General features: G+C 41.8%; 18 protein-coding genes and 1 pseudogene. 7 read left to right on the top strand and 12 right to left on the bottom strand.

Annotated elements, in window-relative coordinates:
* Positions 1-29: 29 nt before the first annotated feature.
* The 11 genes and pseudogenes from accC to ileS form a co-directional block, all read right to left on the bottom strand.
* Positions 30-1,373, bottom strand: a complete 1,344-nt coding sequence (accC, locus tag FSB73_RS12750; RefSeq protein ID WP_146782755.1) for an acetyl-CoA carboxylase biotin carboxylase subunit — start codon at positions 1,371-1,373, stop codon at positions 30-32.
* A gap of 218 nt (positions 1,374-1,591) precedes the next feature.
* Positions 1,592-1,963 carry an acetyl-CoA carboxylase biotin carboxyl carrier protein gene (gene accB, locus FSB73_RS12745; RefSeq protein ID WP_262712637.1) on the bottom strand — a complete coding sequence of 124 codons (372 nt, stop codon included), beginning with the start codon at positions 1,961-1,963 and terminating at the stop codon, positions 1,592-1,594.
* Positions 1,933-2,076 carry a hypothetical protein gene (locus FSB73_RS24935; RefSeq protein ID WP_225973979.1) on the bottom strand — a complete coding sequence of 48 codons (144 nt, stop codon included), beginning with the start codon at positions 2,074-2,076 and terminating at the stop codon, positions 1,933-1,935. Before FSB73_RS24935 ends, accB begins: the two co-directional genes overlap by 31 nt.
* A 232-nt stretch (positions 2,077-2,308) precedes the next feature.
* Positions 2,309-2,875, bottom strand: a complete 567-nt coding sequence (gene efp, locus FSB73_RS12740; protein ID WP_146782752.1) for an elongation factor P — start codon at positions 2,873-2,875, stop codon at positions 2,309-2,311.
* Between the two features lie 99 nt (positions 2,876-2,974).
* Complete coding sequence (locus tag FSB73_RS12735) at positions 2,975-3,586, bottom strand: DNA-3-methyladenine glycosylase family protein (RefSeq protein WP_146782748.1); 612 nt, start codon at positions 3,584-3,586, stop codon at positions 2,975-2,977.
* 58 nt (positions 3,587-3,644) lie between these two features.
* A complete protein-coding gene (locus FSB73_RS12730; RefSeq protein WP_146782746.1) occupies positions 3,645-3,944 on the bottom strand; it encodes a hypothetical protein in 300 nt (99 codons plus the stop codon).
* Positions 3,945-4,082: 138 nt separating this feature from the next.
* Positions 4,083-4,697 carry a 5'/3'-nucleotidase SurE gene (surE, locus tag FSB73_RS12725; protein ID WP_225973978.1) on the bottom strand — a complete coding sequence of 205 codons (615 nt, stop codon included), beginning with the start codon at positions 4,695-4,697 and terminating at the stop codon, positions 4,083-4,085.
* A complete protein-coding gene (locus tag FSB73_RS12720; protein ID WP_146782743.1) occupies positions 4,694-4,894 on the bottom strand; it encodes a hypothetical protein in 201 nt (66 codons plus the stop codon). The genes surE and FSB73_RS12720 overlap by 4 nt, the downstream gene beginning before the upstream one ends.
* A 116-nt stretch (positions 4,895-5,010) precedes the next feature.
* Positions 5,011-5,163, bottom strand: coding sequence for a hypothetical protein (locus FSB73_RS23500; protein ID WP_192904056.1), 153 nt, complete (start codon positions 5,161-5,163; stop codon positions 5,011-5,013).
* Between the two features lie 161 nt (positions 5,164-5,324).
* A complete protein-coding gene (locus tag FSB73_RS24930) occupies positions 5,325-6,263 on the bottom strand; it encodes a TraR/DksA family transcriptional regulator (protein ID WP_225973977.1) in 939 nt (312 codons plus the stop codon).
* A gap of 4 nt (positions 6,264-6,267) precedes the next feature.
* A pseudogene (gene ileS / locus FSB73_RS12710) lies at positions 6,268-9,683 on the bottom strand (isoleucine--tRNA ligase).
* 569 nt (positions 9,684-10,252) lie between these two features.
* On the opposite strand from ileS, the gene FSB73_RS24925 reads away from it, so the two are divergent.
* The 7 genes from FSB73_RS24925 to FSB73_RS12680 all read left to right on the top strand — a co-directional run bounded on the left by FSB73_RS24925 (position 10,253) and on the right by FSB73_RS12680 (position 17,175).
* The gene (locus tag FSB73_RS24925; RefSeq protein WP_225973976.1) at positions 10,253-10,876 is read left to right on the top strand and encodes an HD domain-containing protein; all 624 of its coding nucleotides are present in this window, start codon (positions 10,253-10,255) and stop codon (positions 10,874-10,876) included.
* Positions 10,877-10,902: 26 nt separating this feature from the next.
* A complete protein-coding gene (locus tag FSB73_RS24920; RefSeq protein ID WP_225973975.1) occupies positions 10,903-11,469 on the top strand; it encodes an HD domain-containing protein in 567 nt (188 codons plus the stop codon).
* A gap of 90 nt (positions 11,470-11,559) precedes the next feature.
* Positions 11,560-12,600 (top strand): UDP-3-O-(3-hydroxymyristoyl)glucosamine N-acyltransferase, encoded by a 1,041-nt coding sequence (lpxD, locus tag FSB73_RS12700; RefSeq protein ID WP_146782740.1) that lies wholly within the window; start codon positions 11,560-11,562, stop codon positions 12,598-12,600.
* Positions 12,601-12,714: 114 nt separating this feature from the next.
* Positions 12,715-14,136, top strand: a complete 1,422-nt coding sequence (locus FSB73_RS12695; RefSeq protein ID WP_146782737.1) for a bifunctional UDP-3-O-[3-hydroxymyristoyl] N-acetylglucosamine deacetylase/3-hydroxyacyl-ACP dehydratase — start codon at positions 12,715-12,717, stop codon at positions 14,134-14,136.
* A gap of 268 nt (positions 14,137-14,404) precedes the next feature.
* Positions 14,405-15,325: a helix-turn-helix domain-containing protein gene (locus FSB73_RS12690; RefSeq protein WP_146782734.1), complete on the top strand. Its 921-nt coding sequence runs from the start codon at positions 14,405-14,407 to the stop codon at positions 15,323-15,325.
* 356 nt (positions 15,326-15,681) lie between these two features.
* A complete protein-coding gene (locus FSB73_RS12685) occupies positions 15,682-16,713 on the top strand; it encodes a DNA-binding protein (protein WP_146782731.1) in 1,032 nt (343 codons plus the stop codon).
* On the top strand, positions 16,714-17,175 hold the full coding sequence (locus tag FSB73_RS12680; protein WP_146782728.1) for a type II toxin-antitoxin system death-on-curing family toxin: 462 nt from the start codon (positions 16,714-16,716) through the stop codon (positions 17,173-17,175).
* 564 nt (positions 17,176-17,739) lie between these two features.
* Here FSB73_RS12680 and FSB73_RS12675 read toward each other — a convergent pair.
* Positions 17,740-19,020 (bottom strand): serine hydroxymethyltransferase, encoded by a 1,281-nt coding sequence (locus tag FSB73_RS12675; protein ID WP_192904055.1) that lies wholly within the window; start codon positions 19,018-19,020, stop codon positions 17,740-17,742.
* Positions 19,021-19,041 lie beyond the last annotated feature (21 nt).

Raw genomic sequence — 19,041 nt, 5'->3', positions numbered from 1 at the left:
TATTGCTTTTAATGGTTAAGCAATCCAGATTATTTCATTTTGAATGATTCCATGAATTTAGTCGTAAACTCTCCTTTACGGAAGTTCTCATCCTGCATCAGTTGCAAATGGAATGGAATGGTGGTTTTTATACCAGGTCCTTCTATGATATATTCACTTAATGCGCGGTACATCGTATCGATAGCTTCCTCTCTGGTTCTGGCCACTGCGATCAGCTTGGCGATCATGGAGTCATAATAGGGCGGAATCGTATACCCGGAATAAACATGACTGTCTACACGCACGCCGTGTCCTCCTGGTGTATTAAGTGTCTTGATGGTTCCAGGCGAGGGTCTGAAATCATTATAGGGATCCTCCGCATTGATACGACACTCAATGGCGTGCATAATCGGAAAATAGTTTTTACCGGAAATTTTTTCACCCATCGCAATTTTGATCTGTTCTTTGATCAGATCAAAACTAATAACTTCCTCCGTAACACAGTGTTCCACCTGGATACGGGTATTCATTTCCATGAAATAGAAGTTACGGTGTTTATCTACCAGAAATTCAATGGTACCCACACCTTCATAATTTATCGAGGAGGCTGCTTTAATGGCGGCCGCACCCATGGCTTCTCTAAGTTCTGGGGTCATAAAGGGAGAAGGAGATTCCTCCACCAGTTTTTGGTGGCGGCGCTGGATAGAACAGTCTCTTTCACTCATATGACAGACGGTACCAAACTGGTCACCGGCCACCTGTATTTCTATATGGTGCGGTTCTTCTACGAACTTCTCCATATAAATTCCATCGTTTTTAAAGGAGGCAGCGGCTTCCATTTTAGCCGTTGTATAGTTTTTCTCCATTTCAGATTCCTTCCAAACCACGCGCATGCCCTTGCCACCACCACCGGCAGTAGCCTTTAGAATTACCGGATAACCGACAACTTTAGCGGACTGGATCGCATGCTCCAGACTTTCCAAAAGACCTTCCACACCAGGTACGACTGGTACACCGGCCTTGATCATGGTTTCTTTTGCAGTTACCTTATCGCCCATCATATTGATCATCTCTGCAGTCGGGCCAATAAATTTTACGCCGTGATCATTACAAATCTGGGCAAACTTGGCATTCTCGGCCAAAAAGCCGTAGCCGGGATGAATGGCATCACTGTTGGTAATTTCTGCAGCCGCCATGATATGGGGTATATTCAGGTAAGAGTCAACGCTGGATGGTTTACCGATACAAACGGCTTCGTCTGCAAATCGTACATGCAGGCTTTCTTTGTCTGCTGTTGAATAAACAGCAACGGTTTTAATGCCCATTTCCCGACAAGTTCTAATTACTCTTAGCGCAATTTCACCGCGGTTGGCAATTAATATCTTCTTAAACATTATTTGAATTTGGTCATGAACAATTGGAAACTGCCCAGTCTGGAATGTAACTAAGTTCAATCATAATAAGTTACAGTTCCGCTCCTGCCTTTGCAATATCCTTATAATCTGCTTATCCTGGTTGAGGGGTCAAACGAATGATCAGATGGATAATACCTCCCCATCAGTCTGCCCTAAAAAAAACAGGCCAGGCATTTAGCCGGGCACTATCCCTTAATTTAATTAGGCTCTACCAAAAATAAAGGCTGATCGAATTCTACCGGAGAGGCGTCGTCCACTAATACTTTAACAATGGTTCCAGATACTTCACTCTCAATTTCATTGAACAACTTCATGGCTTCAATAATACAGACTGCCTGCCCGGTTTTTACTTCCTGACCTACTTCTGCAAGCAGTGGCTTATCCGGGGAAGAACGGCGATAAAAAGTGCCGATCATTGGGCTCTTGATGGCTACCAGGTTGCTGGTATCTGCTGCAGCAGGTTTCTTTTCCTGAGCGGCAGCAGGCGCGCTTGGTTGTGGCAGCGGCGTCTGCTGGGCCTGGGGCAGAAAATTCGGCGCTACTGGCTGCGCATTAACAAAAGTCTGAATATTTTCCTTTTTCTGTTTGATCGTAATTTGAAGTCCTTTTCTTCGATGGAAAGTTCACCGATATTGCTTTTGTTAATGGTCTTGATAAGTTCCTGGATCTGTTTATATTCCATGGTTAAAAATTAATTATGAATAATTACAATTTTATTGAAAATTACCGAATTTTTCTGTTTTAAAAAAACTAGATGATCAACGACGCCTTCGGGCCTGCCTATCCCGAAAAAAAATGACGGGTGCTAGAAAACGGGTAAAAAAGTCTTCTCTCAAATAAGTCAGAGAAACCCATTTTACCCGGCTTCGTTTTATAAATTAAACTGCCCTGGAGCGGTGTGTAGGTAAAAGAAATTATTCTTTTACTCTTTCCACGTAATCTCCTGTCTTTGTGTTGATACGGATAAGTTCACCTTCATTTACAAAAAGCGGTACATTGACCGTAGCGCCTGTTTCTAATGTAGCGGGTTTGGTCGCACGGGTAGCCGTATCACCTTTAAGACCTGGTTCACAGTATGTCACCTGTAAAACAATCTTTTCTGGAAGTTCTGCACCAATGGGCTGTTCCGTTTCTGTATTGATAAATACATTGACTTCACTGCCATCTTTCAAAAATTGAGGCGCATCAATCATTTCCTCAGCCAGGGTAATTTGTTCAAAGGTCTCATTGTTCATGAGATTAAACCCGGTCTCATCCTTATATAAGTACTGAAATGCGTGTTTTTCGACTCTGACAGGAAAAATGGTTTCTCCACTGTTCCAGGTCTTTTCAATCGTGCGATTGTTGTCCACTCCTTTTAGCTTAGCCCACACTTTGGCAGCGGCTCTGGCGGTTTTGTTTTCGCCGAACTCTACAACAGAGTAAAGGTTATTGTCTAATTTCAGGATTAAACCACGACTGATATCAGAAGTTGTAGCCATAAAATTCTTTGCTTATTAAGTTTTTTAAACGTTTATAGGAGGCAAATGTAGTGATTAGGGAGCAAATCCCTGCTATTTTCCTAAAAAAATAGCCTTTTTCTACCCGGGAGAATTGTCTTTAAAAGCCCATAAATGCATACATCCATAGCTCCTATAGGGACTCCATTTTTGGGAAATTTCTACCAGGCGGCTTTTGAAGGCCTTATCATTTGGTTTTTCAGGGCGCGTCAACCCATAGAGGCTGACCATCGCCAGCTGGAGACCTAAATCATCCGCTGCAAAGATATCCTCCCTGCCCAGGGTAAACATCAACAGCATTTCTACCGTCCAGCGTCCTACTCCTTTTATCTCCGTTAATAATTCAATAATGTCTTCAGAGGGCATGGCCCGGAGTTTACGGTCGGTTATTTTATTTTCCAGGCAAAACCTTGCTACATTCTGCACGTAACTGGTTTTGGCATGACTCAGACCAATGGCCCTGAGTGTTAAGGGATCCAGATCACAGATCTGCCTGAGGGGCGGATTTTTCCGGCCACAAAGTGCAAAAAACCTTTCATGCAACACATGCGCTACTTTTACGCTCAGTTGTTGACTCATAATACTTTGCATCAGGCGGATGGGGGCACCTGAATGCACTTTTAGGGGCGGCAGCGGACTTAAAAGTGCTTTTTTAAGGTACTTATCTTTACGTAGATGGGTAAAATATTCCATGGGTCTCTGTTGGCTTAATCGGATTTAAATAATTAATGATTAACTAATCATGCATTAATTATCCGGTGAGCTTATAGACCAGTACTGCCAGGATATAAATACAGGTGATCAAAAAGATGCCTTTGGCTGTCTGGTCGATCTTGCGGTTGATATAATAGGTGAAGATAATTACATTGGCCATCAGCGAAATACTCGAGACAGCTGTGAGTACCGATTTATTATGGATAATGGCGTTGAAGTATTCTCTAAATGAAAATACAGGATAGAACTTGACAAGATAATAGCCTAGTATACCGACCGAAGGAGCCAGCAGTCCTATCAGTATGCCTAGTTTGAGATTATCTTTTTTATGAATCAAATTGTAGCTGTTTTTCCAGTATTTCTTTTAAACGGTAGTTGGTCAGATCAAACTGTACGGGTACTACACTAACGTAATTATTGGCCAGGGCCCATACATCTGTATCCGGCTTTTCATCAAAATTAACGAATTCGCCGGTCAGCCAGTAATATTTTTACCGGCAGGGTCTATTCGCTCTTCAAAGTCTTCCTCATATTTGGCATAGGCCTGCCGACAGGTTTTTACGCCTTTGATTAATTCCGGCGGTACGGCAGGAAAATTGACATTCAGGCAAAGATGTTTGTCCAGCTTTTTGTTGAGCAGGCTTTCCACTAATAGTTTCGTGTATTTTTGGGCGCCGGCAAAATCTGCTTCCACACTGGGATCCAGTAAGCTCAGTCCCAGACTGGGAATCCCTTCAATACTGGCTTCCAGGGCAGCAGACATGGTTCCGGAATAAATAACGTTAATGGAGTGATTGGCGCCGTGATTAATACCGCTTAAGCAAATATCCGGTTTTCGGTGCAGTACTCTATCCACGGCCAGCTTTACGCAATCCACAGGGGTGCCGGAGCAGGTATAACTTTCTACCGCAGCGCCGAATAAGGACACTTTGGCCAGCCTTAAGGGTGAGCCAATGGTAATCGCATGGCCCATACCGCTTTGCGGCTTGTCGGGTGCCACAACCACCACCTCGCCCAGGCTGGCAACGGCTTCCACCAGCGCCCGGATACCGGGTGCATGAATGCTGTCATCATTGGTAATCAGGATCACGGGACGCTGCCCTTTGTTCTTGGAGGATGCAGGCTTATTTTAGCGGATTTTTTTGCAGTGCTTTTTGCAGTAGTTTTAGCATTGCTTTTGACACCACTTTTAGCCGGCTTATTGACGCCAGATACTGGACTAACTGGACTATCTTTTACCTTTTTATTTACTTTTTTATTTACCTTCTGCTTTTTTGCTGCTGTCATATCTGCTGCCTGCTTTTATAATTCTGCCCGTTTATAAATACAGCGGGCATCACGTATCATCCTCATGCGATCCTTACTATACTGCTTCAAGTATTGCATTTTTTTTGCCGGTATTTCTACTGACCGTTAGCGGCAAAGATTTTATCCACTGCATCACTGAGCATTGGAAATTTCTCTTTCACAAAATCCTTCACCACTTCAATGGATTTAGCGGCTTGCTGATCATTTAGATCTGCCTCTTGTTTTAATCGTTTTAATAGCTCTTCCATAAACTTAAACAGTTATAAATTATTTTTAATATTTTTATTGCTTTTTCTATTTCCTTATTGCTCACCTATCAATCAGAAGGAATACTGACTGCAAATTAGCCTATAAATTGAACAAAAAAGCAGCCTGGGATAATTTATCTGGCTGCTTTTTGGGTATAGGATTAATTTTGTTCTTTCGGTTTAACGATGCCTAGTTTGGCTTCCAGACTAAGCGTTGCATGCGGTACGGCCCTGAGTCTTGCTTTGTCGATCAGTTTACCGGTAACCCGGCAAACACCATAGGTCTTATTCTCAATGCGAATCAGCGCCTTTTTCAGGTTATCAATAAAGGAAATCTGGCGACTGACCATCTGGCTCATTTGCTCTCTTTCCATACTGACAGTACCATCTTCCATGGTCATATACCGACCGTCTACATCGCCGCCCATATCGTCCTTACGGGTGATAATACCTTGCAGGTAAGCGACTTCTCGGCTGGCATCTGCCAGTTTTTTATTGATCAACACTTTAAATTCTTCCAGTTCCGCATCTGAATAACGGATCATCAACTCATTGCCATTATCTGCCGCTTTTCTTTCTTCTAAGGGCTGGTAATGGGGTTCATAAGGTTTACTGGTTTTTACGCTGGTTTTAGGGACTTTTACTTCCTTCAAAGGGGCTACTTTCTTCTTCACTGGTTTCTTTATTGCCACAGATGTACTTTCTTTACTTTTTGATTGCTTGGATGTTGTTTGTTTTGCTGCCGGCCGTTGTGCACTCACTGGAGTGCTCGGGGTGGCGGCAGGTGCCTTTTTAGTAGCTGCCGGTGGCGCGCTTTTGGGCGCAACTGTACTACTTTTAGCCGACGGCTTTGCAGCTGGCGCAGTTTTTTTCACTGCGGGTTTAGATGCTGCTGGCTTGGCGGCAGTTTTTGTAGCCGTTTTGGCAGCCGGTTTCGTAGCTGCTTTCACAGGTTTTGCTGCTGCAGGCGCTTTCTTTGCGGGCGCTGCTTTTTTTGCGGCCGTTTCTGATTTAGCGGGTGCTGTCTTTTTGGCTGCAGGTTTAGCGGGTGCTGCAGCTTTTACAGTTTTTTTATTAGCAGTCTTCTTCGTTGTAGGCATACTTCTAACTGTTTTTTTGGACCTTGATTTTTAGCTTATTATCATCAATATCAATTTCCGTTCCGTTTTTAACATCTGAAACATATGACAAACGATCTGCCAATATTTCAGAACAAATATAATCATTATATCTTTGCAGAGCGGCTTTAATTTTGCTATTATCAAGCACTTCTACAAAAATTCGGTCTGTTAATTCAAATCTTTCTTCTTTACGGATATTTTGAATACGGTTAACAATATCCGGGCAATTCCTTCCTGTTTCAGCGCTTCTGTAATGGTAATATCCAGGGCGACGGTGAGTTGTCCACGGCTCGCTACACTCCAGCCTGGCACATCCTCGGCCGTGATAATAACATCTGTTTTTTGGATCTCAATCATTTCGCCATCTACCGCTACCGCCAGCTTGCCTTCTTTTTCCAGACGCGCAATCTCTTGGCCCGAAAACTGTCCAATCAGGCTGGCTACTTGTTTCATTTTAGCCCCAAGACGCTTACCCAATGATTTAAAATCCGCTTTGATCTTTTTATGAATGATGCCCTGATCATCCTTAAGATAAGTAACTTCTTTAATATTGGTCTCTGATTTAATCAGATCCTCTACTTTGGATAGCTGCTCTTGCATTTTGTCATCCAATACCGGGATCAGTACCTTCTGCAAGGGCTGCCGGACAATGATATTTTCCTTTTTGCGCAGCGATAGGATCAGCGAAGCGCTGTCTTGGGCCAGTTGCATGCGCTCTTCCAGGGCCAGATCTATTTTTAAGGGATCGGCGGTAGGGAAATCACTGTGGTGCACACTTTGAACAGTAAAGCGACGCGTAACCTGATTTAAGTCTCTGAACAGTTCATCACTGAAAAAAGGTGATAAGGGTGCCATCAGCCTGGTTAAGGTTTCCAGACACTCATACAAGGTCTGGTAGGCAGAGATCTTATCCTGTTCGTATTCACCCTTCCAGAAGCGTCTTCTACACAGTCTGACATACCAGTTACTGAGCTGCTCTCCTACAAAACTGTCAATGGCCCTAAAGGCACTCGTGGGTTCATAATCATCGAGCTGTTCATTGACCTGGGCAATAAGAGAATGCAGCACTGACAGGATCCAGCGGTCGATCTCTGGTCGGTCTTTCAAAGGTACCGCTGCTTCTTTAAAACTAAACCCGTCCAGATTGGCATACAGGGCAAAGAACTGGTAAGTATTATATAAGGTGCCGAAGAATTTTCGCTGTACTTCTTCGATTCCCGCTAAGTCAAATTTTAGATTGTCCCAGGGAGAGGCATTGGTCATCAGGTACCACCTGGTGGCATCGGCACTATATTTTTCAATGGTCTCAAAGGGGTCGATGGTATTGCCCAGCCTTTTTGACATTTTATTGCCATATTTATCCAGCACCAGGCCGTTGGATACCACCGTGCGGTAGGCCAGTCCGGGATATTTGTCCTCAGATACGCTGAATCCGTCTTTTTGGAGTTCCTCCCATACATCTTCTTTCAGCATGGCACTGATGGCATGTAAGGTATAGAACCACCCTCTGGTCTGGTCCACCCCTTCACAGATAAAGTCTGCCGGATAGTTATCTGCAAATACCGCTTTATTTTCAAAGGGAAAATGCCACTGGGCAAAAGGCATGGCCCCGCTATCAAACCAAACGTCCACCAAATCGGGTACCCGCTTCATGGGTTTGCCCAAGGGTGATAATAAGATGATCTCGTCCACATAAGGTTTGTGCAGATCCAGTACGCCGCCTGTTAAAAATTTAGCGTTGACATCACCGCCCAGGCTGTCATGCGCTTCTTTAATGGCTGCTTCCAGCTCCTGGATTGAGCCTATACAGCGCTCTTCTTTACCATCTTCTGTACGCCAGACGGGAAGGGGTGTCCCCCAAAAGCGCGAACGGCTTAGATTCCAGTCCACCATATTTTCCAGCCAGTTACCAAAACGGCCTTCGCCGGTTGCGGCAGGTTTCCAGTTGATGGTTTTATTAAGTTCCACCATGCGCTCTTTCTGCGCCGTGGTTTTGATAAACCAGGCATCTAAAGGATAGTAGAGAATGGGTTTATCCGTTCTCCAGCAATGGGGGTAATTATGTTCGTATTTTTCAATTTTAAACGCTTTGCCGGCCTGCTTGAGCGCTACGCAGATATCCACATTGACATCTACATAATCTGGTGCATCTTTATAATCTTTCACATAGCGACCACTATAAGGCCCCATGCCGTCTATGAATTTCCCTTCCTTATCTACCATGATCAGGATGCCGATGCCGTATTTCTGACCGACTTTATAGTCATCGGCACCAAAAGCGGGCGCTGTATGGACAATACCAGTACCGTCCTCGGTAGTCACAAAATCACCGAGCATGACTTTAAAAGCATTGGTATTTTCGGTGTGATTTGCCTCAAAGGGTAATAACTGTTCATAGCGGATGCCTTCCAGCTCTTTGCCTTTGAAAGTGGCGAGCGGACGCCAGGGGATGACCTTATCCCCTGCTTTATAAGCCGTAAAATCTAGGTTTTCGGCCTCGGCTTTAAAATAACTATTCACGAGCGCCTGGGCGACCAGAAGTACTTGGGCACTGCCGGTATAAGGATTAAAACTATCCACCAATACATAGTCGATGTTTTTACCAACGGTCAGTCCCAGATTGGAAGGTAGGGTCCAGGGAGTTGTGGTCCAGGCCATCAGACCTATCGGTCTGCCGGCACTTGCTTCAAACAAGGCCTTGGATTGTTCGTTTTGAACGGCATTAAATATAACAGTGGCCGATGTGTCTTTAACATCTTTATAGGTGCCTGGCTGGTTGAGTTCATGGGAGCTTAAACCGGTACCAGCTGCTGGTGAATAGGGCTGTATACTGATGCTCTCATAGAGATAGCCTTTTTTATACAGCTTTGCCAACAACCACCACAGGGTTTCTATATATTTATTATCAAAGGTGATATAAGGATTTTTCAGATCTACCCAATAACCCATCTGCGTGGTCAACTGGTCCCATTTATCCTTATACCGCAATACGGCTTCTCTGCATTTTTTGTTATACGCTTCAACAGAGATTTTTTTGCCGATATCCTCTTTGGTGATACCGAGTTCTTTTTCTACACCTAATTCCACGGGCAGTCCATGGGTATCCCAGCCGCCTTTGCGACGTACCTGGAAACCTTTCATGGTTTTATAGCGACAAACCATGTCTTTAATGGTTCTGGAAATAACGTGATGAATGCCTGGCATACCATTAGCGCTGGGCGGCCCTTCGTAGAATACGAAGCTAGGCGCTCCTTCTCTAAGCGCAATGCTTTGCTCAAATGCCTTGTCTTCTTGCCAGGTTTTCAGTATGGATTTTTCTACCGCAGGTAGATCCAGTTTTGAAAACTCCTTATATTTAAGACCACAATTATTACCAGTTGTATTATCCTTATTGCCCATTGCTTTATAATTCGATGATTGACCAAGGAGGCGAAATGCAGCTGGCTGTATCTGCTTGCCTGATCAATCGCTAATTGACTAAAATGATCTAATTTTCTAATCTACACTTAAAAAATACCTTCAAAAAAACTTTAAAAGAGCAGTTGCCCAGTCAGCACTCAATGAAGCTACCCGAAAAACGGCTCTTAAAATGTGTGCAAAGTTAAGGATATTTTACGATTTAAATTGTCAAGGCATTTTGGGTAAACATTAATTAATCATCTATATCTAAATAGCTGTTTAAAAATATATTATATAAAACAAAACGAACAACTAGCGCCCCATCCTCCAGGTCGAAGCTGTTAAAAAAAGCGCAGAAAGGTTCATTATAGGCATCCTTACCCTTGGAAATTTGCATTAAAATCAATAAGGCGATCGCCGTTATTTTGAATTTTTAAGGGCCGCCTAAATATAAATTGGCGGATGGAAAGGTGATTTTAAGCTTGATCTCATTTGTTCATAAATACTAAAATTTATTATATAAGCAATGCTTTGGGCTTTTTACCACCCTAAAGCGTTAAATTTGCTGCATGAAAAAGCCCACAAGAAAGATCATCAATGATCCTGTCCATGGTTTTATTACAATCAATCATCCGCTGATTTTCAAAATCATAGAGCATCCTTATTTTCAAAGGCTGCGCAGAATCAAACAGATGGCGATGGCAAGTCTGGTCTATCCGGGCGCTGTGCATACTCGTCTGCATCATGCACTGGGTGCTTATCATCTGATGTGCAATGCAGTTAGTGAGCTGAAAGATAAAAAAATCGCGATTACCCCGGAGGAGGATCTGGCCGTTAAATGTGCCATTTTGCTCCATGATATCGGGCATGGACCATTTTCCCATGCGCTGGAGCATATGTTGGTCCAAGGGGTGCATCATGAGGATCTGAGCCTACAGATTATGCAGGCGCTCAATCAGGAGTTTGACGGGCAGCTGGATCTGGCCATTGAGATTTTTACCGGTAAATACCATAAGCCCTTTTTGCATCAGTTAATCTCCGGTCAACTGGATATGGACCGTATGGATTATCTCTCCAGGGACAGCTTTTTCACCGGGGTGAGTGAAGGAGTCATTGGCTATGGGCGTATCCTTAAAATGCTCTCAGTCCATGAGGATCAACTGGTCATTGAAGAGAAGGCATACATAGTGTAGAAAAGTTTTTAATTGCCCGCAGGCAGATGTACTGGCAGGTTTATTTGCATAAAACGGTACTTGCCGCCGAAAAAATGATGGTCAAAATACTGCAAAGGGCCCGTTTTCTTTATGACAATAAGGATGAACTGGTGGCGGTTCATGCACCGTTGGATTATTTCTTTTTGGATTTTAAAGGGGTCATGGACCGGGATTCACTGGACAGGTTCTGCAAGCTGGATGACGGAGATATTGAATCGGCGATTAAAAAATGGTCCACGCATCCGGATCCGGTCCTGGGCACTTTAAGTACCAGTCTGCTCAATAGGAAGCTATTTAAATGTCAGCTACAGGGGCACAGTTTTGAGGATCATTTTATCCAGGAGAAAAAGGACAAAGCACGCAAAAGATATCAGCTTACAGAGGCGGATTTGGATTATTTTGTCTTTACCGGTGAAGCGGCCAATACGACCTATCAGGTTGGGGATGAGAATATTCTACTCATGAGTAAAGATGGAACCGTTCAGGAAATCTCTCATGTGGAGAATGCATTAATCCAGGGAGCATTATCGATGCCTGTTAAAAAGTTCTACATTTGCTATCCCAAAAAGTAGCATCTGGCTTGGGGGACGCTTTTCGGGTAGGGTTTCTTAAATGGATTACCTATATATTTTTTTTAATTATTTATTACATATAATACGCACATGCAGTTTACAGCTCAGCAAATAGCCGGTTTAATTAATGCCACCATTCAGGGAAATCCCCAGACGGTTGTCAGCAGCTTTAATAATATTGAGGCGGCAACCAAAGGTGATCTGACCTTTATGGGTAATGCTAAATATAATGAGGCTTTACTCAAATCAAAGGCGTCTATTATACTGATTGGCAAGGATATGGTACCTGACCAGCCGCTCAAGGCAACGCTACTCGTTGTGGAGGATGCTTACGCAGCCTTTGCGACGCTTTTGCAGATTTATCAACAGATGCATGTTGAGGGGCTTAAAGGCGTGGAAGAACCCGCTTTTGTCGCTGAATCTGCCCGGTTGGGTGAAAATATTTATATCGGGGCCTTTACTTATATTAATAACAGAAGTTCTATTGGGAAAAATACAAAGATTTATCCCGGCTGCTATTTAGGGGAGAATGTCACTGTCGGTGAAAACACGGTAATTTATGCAGGTGTTAAGATCTATCATGACTCGGTTATCGGCAGTAATGTGATTATCCACGCTGGGGCCGTAATCGGGGCTGATGGTTTTGGTTTTGTACCAGATAAAGCGGGTATATATAAGAAGATTCCACAGATCGGCAATGTAATTATTGAGGATGATGTGGAGATCGGGGCGAATACCTGTATTGACAGAGCAACCCTTAACGCAACAGTGATCAAAAAAGGCACCAAAGTGGACAATCTGGTACAACTGGCTCATAACGTTGTTGTGGGTGAGCATACCGGAATCGCTGCCCAGGTAGGTGTCAGTGGCAGTACACAAATTGGCGCTCATAGTATGATCGCTGGTCAGGTGGGTATCGCAGGACATTTAAAATTACCTGAACGTTTGGTGGTTACAGCCCAAAGCGGTGTTTCTAAATTAAGTGATACACCCGGACAAATAGTGAGTGGATCACCAGCCTTTGCCATGCGTGATCATTTAAAAAGCAATGTTTTTTTCAGGCGGTTGCCTGAACTGGAAAAAAGGATCGCTGAACTGGAAAAAGCACTTGAAAAAAGCAAAAATGGCTAATTATTCCCCTTTTACCTCATGAATTTGTAATTTTGCCGGGCGGTGAACCCAACCTTACCCAGTAAGCTTCACCAGCAAACGGCTCAGACACCCTATTTAAAGACAAAAAAACGTATGACGCAGAAGTTTAACCAGAATAAGCAACACACTTTAGTTAATCCTGTCAGTATCAGTGGCACTGGCTTGCACACGGGCGCCATTGTAGATATGAAACTCTGCCCCGCTAATCCGGGGTTTGGTATTCAGTTTCAGCGAATTGACCTTCCACAAAGGCCTATCATCAAGGCGGATTGTGACTTGGTGACGGATACCAGTAGAGGCACAACCCTACAGGTTGGTGACGCTAAAGTATCTACGGTAGAACACATCCTGGCTGCTTTGGTCGGCCTGAGCGTAGACAATGTGCTCATTGAACTAAATGGCCCGGAAATACCCATTATGGATGGCAGCGCCCAACCCTTTATTGAGAGTATTGAAACAGCCGGTATTCTGGAACAGGAAGCAGCCAAGATCTGGTATCAGATTGATGAAAATATCTTTCATTATGATGAGGAAAAGCAGGTCGAAATGGTGGCCATGCCTGCCACCAACGGCTTCAGTGTCACTGCACTCATTGATTTTAATAGTCCGGTATTGGGCACACAATATGCGCAGTTAAAAAATATAAGAAATTTTAAAACAGAGATCGCACCGTGCAGAACTTTTAGTTTTCTCCATGAGCTGGAAATGCTGTTAGAACATAACCTGATTAAAGGAGGTGATATCAATAATGCCATTATCATTGTTGATAAGCCGATCACTGAAAACGAAATGGATCATCTGGCCAAAGTCTTCAAAAGGGACAAGGTGGAGGTGCAAAGTGGTGGTTATTTAAATAATCTGGAACTGCGTTTCCCCAATGAGCCGGCTCGTCATAAGTTATTGGACGTTGTAGGCGATCTTGCCCTCATTGGTTATCCGATCAAGGCCAGGATCCTGGCCCACCGTCCTGGTCATAGTTCCAATGTGGCATTTGCCAAGGCCATCAAGGCGCATATTAAGCGCAACAAGCATGTTAAGGATATCCCGACTTATGATTATACGCAACCGCCGATCTACACAATCGAGCATATAGAAAAGACACTGCCTCATCGCTACCCATTCTTATTGGTAGATAAGATTATTGATCTTACCGACAGCTCCATTGTAGGCGTGAAAAATGTTACGTTTAATGAGCAGTTCTTCCAGGGGCATTTTCCGGGTAACCCGATTATGCCGGGCGTTTTACAAATTGAGGCACTGGCGCAGACAGGTGGCATTTTGTGTATCAACATGATGGGGGAAGGTGAATATGATACCTATTTTCTGAAAATCGACAATTGTAAGTTTAAGCAGATGGTTCGCCCGGGCGATACTTTACTGCTGAAGATGGAGCTGAATAGTCCGATCCGCCGCGGTCTTTGTGATATGCACGGGACGGTTTATGCCAATGGCAAAATCGCCACGGAGGCAGATATGGTCGCTCAGGTTGTCCGCAGAAAGGATAAGGATAAATAATATATATCAAAATACAGGTCTTGGGAAGGTAATTTCTCCTCAGGAAGTCATTATCACGCATTTGTGACAGTTTAATGACAATAAATAAGCGAACTTTGAGGCCTGGTTTAATTATTAACCAGGCTTTCAAGTAATCAGGTGTCAGCGCCACTTTTTTCATTTTTGCGCACTTGGTTTAATTTTTAAGTTCGATCATATACCTGGTTCGTTTTATTATTATGTATATAGTAATCCTGAATCAGTTTATATTATAAAGGCTACTTGTACTATGGATTTAGTTAGAATGACAGAGAATGAATGTTTGAGATCCGGCATGGACCTCGTCTACCGCAAGGAATATGCGGTACCTGGTTCTATTGTGTCCAGTGTTACCGCTTTCGCTTTGTCTGATGACTGGAATAAACAAGACAGTGGCATGCTGCATTACAATACAGCACAAGAAGGTGAAGGTGAGCCAACGCTCAATCTGCGGTTTTGTATCACGGGTAACCGCTACTGCAGTGATACGCAGTGCAAGGTGTGTAGTGCAAAGGATGCCTCTTCTTGCGTAAATGCACTGGATACGCTTAGTTTATTCAATTTTCAGTTTTCTCCTAATTATTTAAGTCAGTTTGCCGGCAGCGGCAAGGAGAAGAGCAAAAAGGAGCATGTACTTTCTTTTACTTATTCCACTTCATTTGTGAAGTTGTTCCCGGTTTGCCCCAGGCAGCGCACGACGCTTTCTGCGTTGTTGGAAAGAAATTATACGGGCACCATGGAAAATATTTTTATCAACTCTAAGATCCACGAGATCCTGCTCTATAGCATGGATTGCCTGATCGAGGAAAAGAACCGTGAAGTTTTCACTTGTCGGTTCTTAGCAGATGATGCTGGCCTGGATAAGATCCAGCAGGCGAAAGATATATTACTGGAAAACCTGGACTCTCCTATTACCATTAAGGAACTAAGCAAGAGAGTAGCCATTAATGAATGCTATTTGAAAAAAGGTTTTAAGGAAGTCTTCGGTACCACCATATTTGATTTTTATCAACAGCAAAGGATGGATCATGCCAAATACCTGCTTTATCAAAAGGGATTGAGCGTGACAGACGTTGCAGCCATTTTAGGGTATTCTACAATTTCTCATTTTTCTGCTGCCTTTAAGAAACAAACAGGGATTAAACCTTGTGAGCTGTTGCTTAGGCCGTAATGGATGGGTATTTGTGATTGAAAATAATCAAGAGATTCGCAAAAAGGTTAGAAAATCTAAATAAAAAGAAAGCTAGTCATGGTGAACAATGCTCAATTGTCCCATTTAAGGTAGTCATAAACAGTAAGAACAGTATTTGCCCAAAATTACATGAAAATTCAATAGTTGTATTTTAATGGTTAACTTTGTATTCAAATTTTAATAATTGAAAGGCGAATTTTATTTTCCCGAATTATCCCGAATAATCTGATGGCGCTGAAGTTGATTTTTTTGATTAGTGAAAATATGATTTTTGCCGTTTTATAATTGAATAAGATATCGAAATAACACGCGGGGCGCATAAATCAAATAAACATATGCAATTAGACTTAATCAATTCGAAAATTGGTCGGAAAAATATAATAAATAATAATTTGGCAATGCCTGACCTTTATAAAGCTGTTGGCATGGTAGGCGTATTATTTGAAAATAAGTATAGGTTTTTAAAATCGCAATTAGAGCGATATTATGAAGTTGATGGGAGAACTATAGAACGCATTTTGGTAAATAACTCCGATGAATTATCAAATAGTGGTTATGAGGTTATGACCGGAGAACGTTTAAAATTGTTTAAAAAATCACTTCTTGATTCTTCCAATTTAAATGATCTAGAGCACAGCTCGATAATAAAGGCCCCTTCCTTGGGTGTATTCACTTTTAAATCTTTTTTAAATATAGGAATGTTACTTGTGGATTCCGAAAGAGCTAGACAAACCAGATCTTTAATATTAGATATTGTTATTGATGTTTTAAATAAACGATCTGGAGGTAAAACTAAATTTATAAATCAAAGAGAAGAAAAGTATCTTCCTGCTGCGCTAGATGAGTTCATTTATAGGAAAAAATTTATAGATGCAATTGATTTGTATATAGTTGATAATAATTTCAAGTACAGTCAATTAACGGATAAGGTTTATAAAAGTATTTTTAAAGAAAATTCTAACGAATATAGAAAAATTTTGAGATTGAGTTCGAATGATAGTGTTCGGTCTACATTATATAGTGAGGTGCTTCGTATTGTGTCAGATTTTGAGAATGCATTTGCAAAAAAATTAAAATTAGCTTTTGAAAACAAGGGAGAGAAGTTAAGTTTAACTGAAGCTCATGAATTATTTAATGAATTCTCCGAAAAAGCACTGCTTTTGATGGAAGCATCTGTAAAGGATGCAAGAAACAAGATGGCCAGCCGAGATTTAGCCTTTAGAGATGCTTTGCACGAGAAATTAGCAAATTATTTAAAGGATGTACCAGCAGAAGATTTTGAGAAGTTTCTCGGAGAACAAAGTTTGAATTTAGAAAGACAATTAGAATTGAATAAGGATGTATTTAAACGGTTAAAAGATAGATAAATGATATACATTAGCTCGGCGCAAATCATTTCTACGCATGATAAAGTTCTAAATATATCGGGTGGCAGGCCAGGTGTTAAAAATATTGAATATTTGGAAAGTGTTGTCCAAAATATTCAAATTGATCATTATTATCCCGAAATTGAAAGTAAATTAACCCATCTCGTTTTTTCTATCAATAAATTCCACGCATTTATTGATGGAAATAAACGGACTTCCATTGCAGCTGGAGCGCTTTTTTTGGAATATAACGGATTTGACGGGTTAGTTAGTAAATTTATTCGTGAGATGGAAAACATTGCCGTCTGTGTGGCTGAAAATTTTATAGACAAAGAAGTTTTAGAAGAAATAATATATTCAATTCTTTTTGAAAGTGATTATAGCGAGGAATTAAAAATGAAAATAATAATGGCGCAAGGCAAGATGGATGATATTGCCAGCAATTTGGATGATATTTATTAATAAATATTTTTTTTATAATTTTATATAGCTATTATTAACTCTACAACGTATTGCGCATATTAATATATACTCTAATTAAGTAATTGAAATACAATAAGTTACCCAAATTACTATTGATGTTACCGACATCGATGTCGGTAACATCAATATTTTTTATACAAGGATAAATTGCATCATTAAGTAATATTTTGATTTTGAACAGCCGTAAAAAAAACGATACCAATTATCGATAAAAACGGATCCACCCCATTTTAATCAATCAAATCTCACCATTCACAAATCCAACACCCAGTATTAGGATTTTTTACTTCCCAGTTACCCAATTTAATATTCTTTTTTAGCCTTTAATTGTTTAGGCACAAAACACACCTTTATAAATTTATACTAGATTATTCAAAATGACTTACGTCTATAATTTACAAGTAAATTACCCCAATGATCCCTTCTTAAGGTGATTCTCAAAAAAGCATTTAAGCAATCATCTAAAACGAGCAAGGCTGCCTATCACTTATATGCGACAGACAGCCTTGCTCGTTTATATCAAACATCCCTCTTCCTTTACACTTATCCCAGCTCTGGATAAAGCGGGAATTGCGTCATAAACTCATTGACCTGCTTTTTAACAGCAGCAATCACTTGTTCATCTTCTGCATTAGTCAGAATCTTATCAACAGAATCTGCTATAAAGCCCATATGCTCCTCTTTCATGCCACGAGTAGTTACTGCTGCTACCCCAAAACGAACTCCAGAAGTAACAAAAGCAGATCTGTCATCAAAAGGCACCATATTTTTATTGGCTGTGATTTCAGCTTTTACCAGCGCCTGTTCGGCTTTCTTACCACTGATATCTTTATTTCTAAGATCAATCAGCATTAGATGGTTGTCTGTGCCACCACTGATGATATTATAATCTTTGTCAACAAAAGCCTTAGCAAGCGCCTGGGCATTTTTCTGTACCTGATGGGCATAGGCCGTATAATCGTCACTTAGAATCTCACCAAAAGCGATGGCTTTTGCAGCGATAACGTGTTCTAACGGGCCGCCCTGTATACCTGGGAACACGGCCAGATCCAACAGTGCACTCATTTTGCGAACATTGCCCTTATTATCTGTCTGGCCCCATGGGTTATCAAAATCATTACGCATCATGATAATACCCCCTCTAGGTCCGCGAAGGGTTTTATGCGTAGTAGAAGTAACGATATGACAATGATCAAATGGGTCTTTTAAAAGTTTTTTAGCGATCAGCCCTGCTGGATGCGCAATATCTGCCATTACCAAGGCGCCAACTTCATCGGCTACTTTGCGGATACGTTCATAATCCCAATCCCTGCTATACGCACTGGCGCCACAAATAATCATTTTGGGTTTCAGGGTGCGCGCCTGATTTTCAAGCATTTCATAGTCAATCAGACCGGTCTCTTTGACAACGCCATAAAAATGCGCATCATAGAGTTTTCCGCTATAGTTCACTGGAGAACCATGGGTCAGGTGTCCGCCCATGCTTAAGTCCAGTCCCAGAATTTTATCGCCAGGTTGCAAACAAGCCAGATGAACAGCTGCATTTGCCTGAGCACCACTGTGTGGTTGCACATTGGCGTAGCTAATATTAAAAATTTCTTTTAAACGATCGATGGCCAGTTGTTCGGTCTGGTCTACAATTTCACATCCGGCATAATATCTTCTACCTGGATAACCTTCCGCATATTTATTCGTTAATACGGACCCCATTGCCTGAATGACCTGAAGACTCGTAAAGTTCTCAGATGCAATCAGTTCAATGCCACTTCTCTGACGATGTAACTCTTGATTAATTAGATCGAATACTTGGCTATCTCTTTGCATTGATTCTATTTTTGAAATTTA

Origin of the sequence: Arachidicoccus ginsenosidivorans, assembly GCF_007971385.1 — a bacterium.
GTDB lineage: Bacteria > Bacteroidota > Bacteroidia > Chitinophagales > Chitinophagaceae > Arachidicoccus > Arachidicoccus ginsenosidivorans.
The sequence above is the reverse complement of the archived record's forward strand: the minus strand, read 5'-3'. Positions and strand labels throughout refer to the sequence as shown.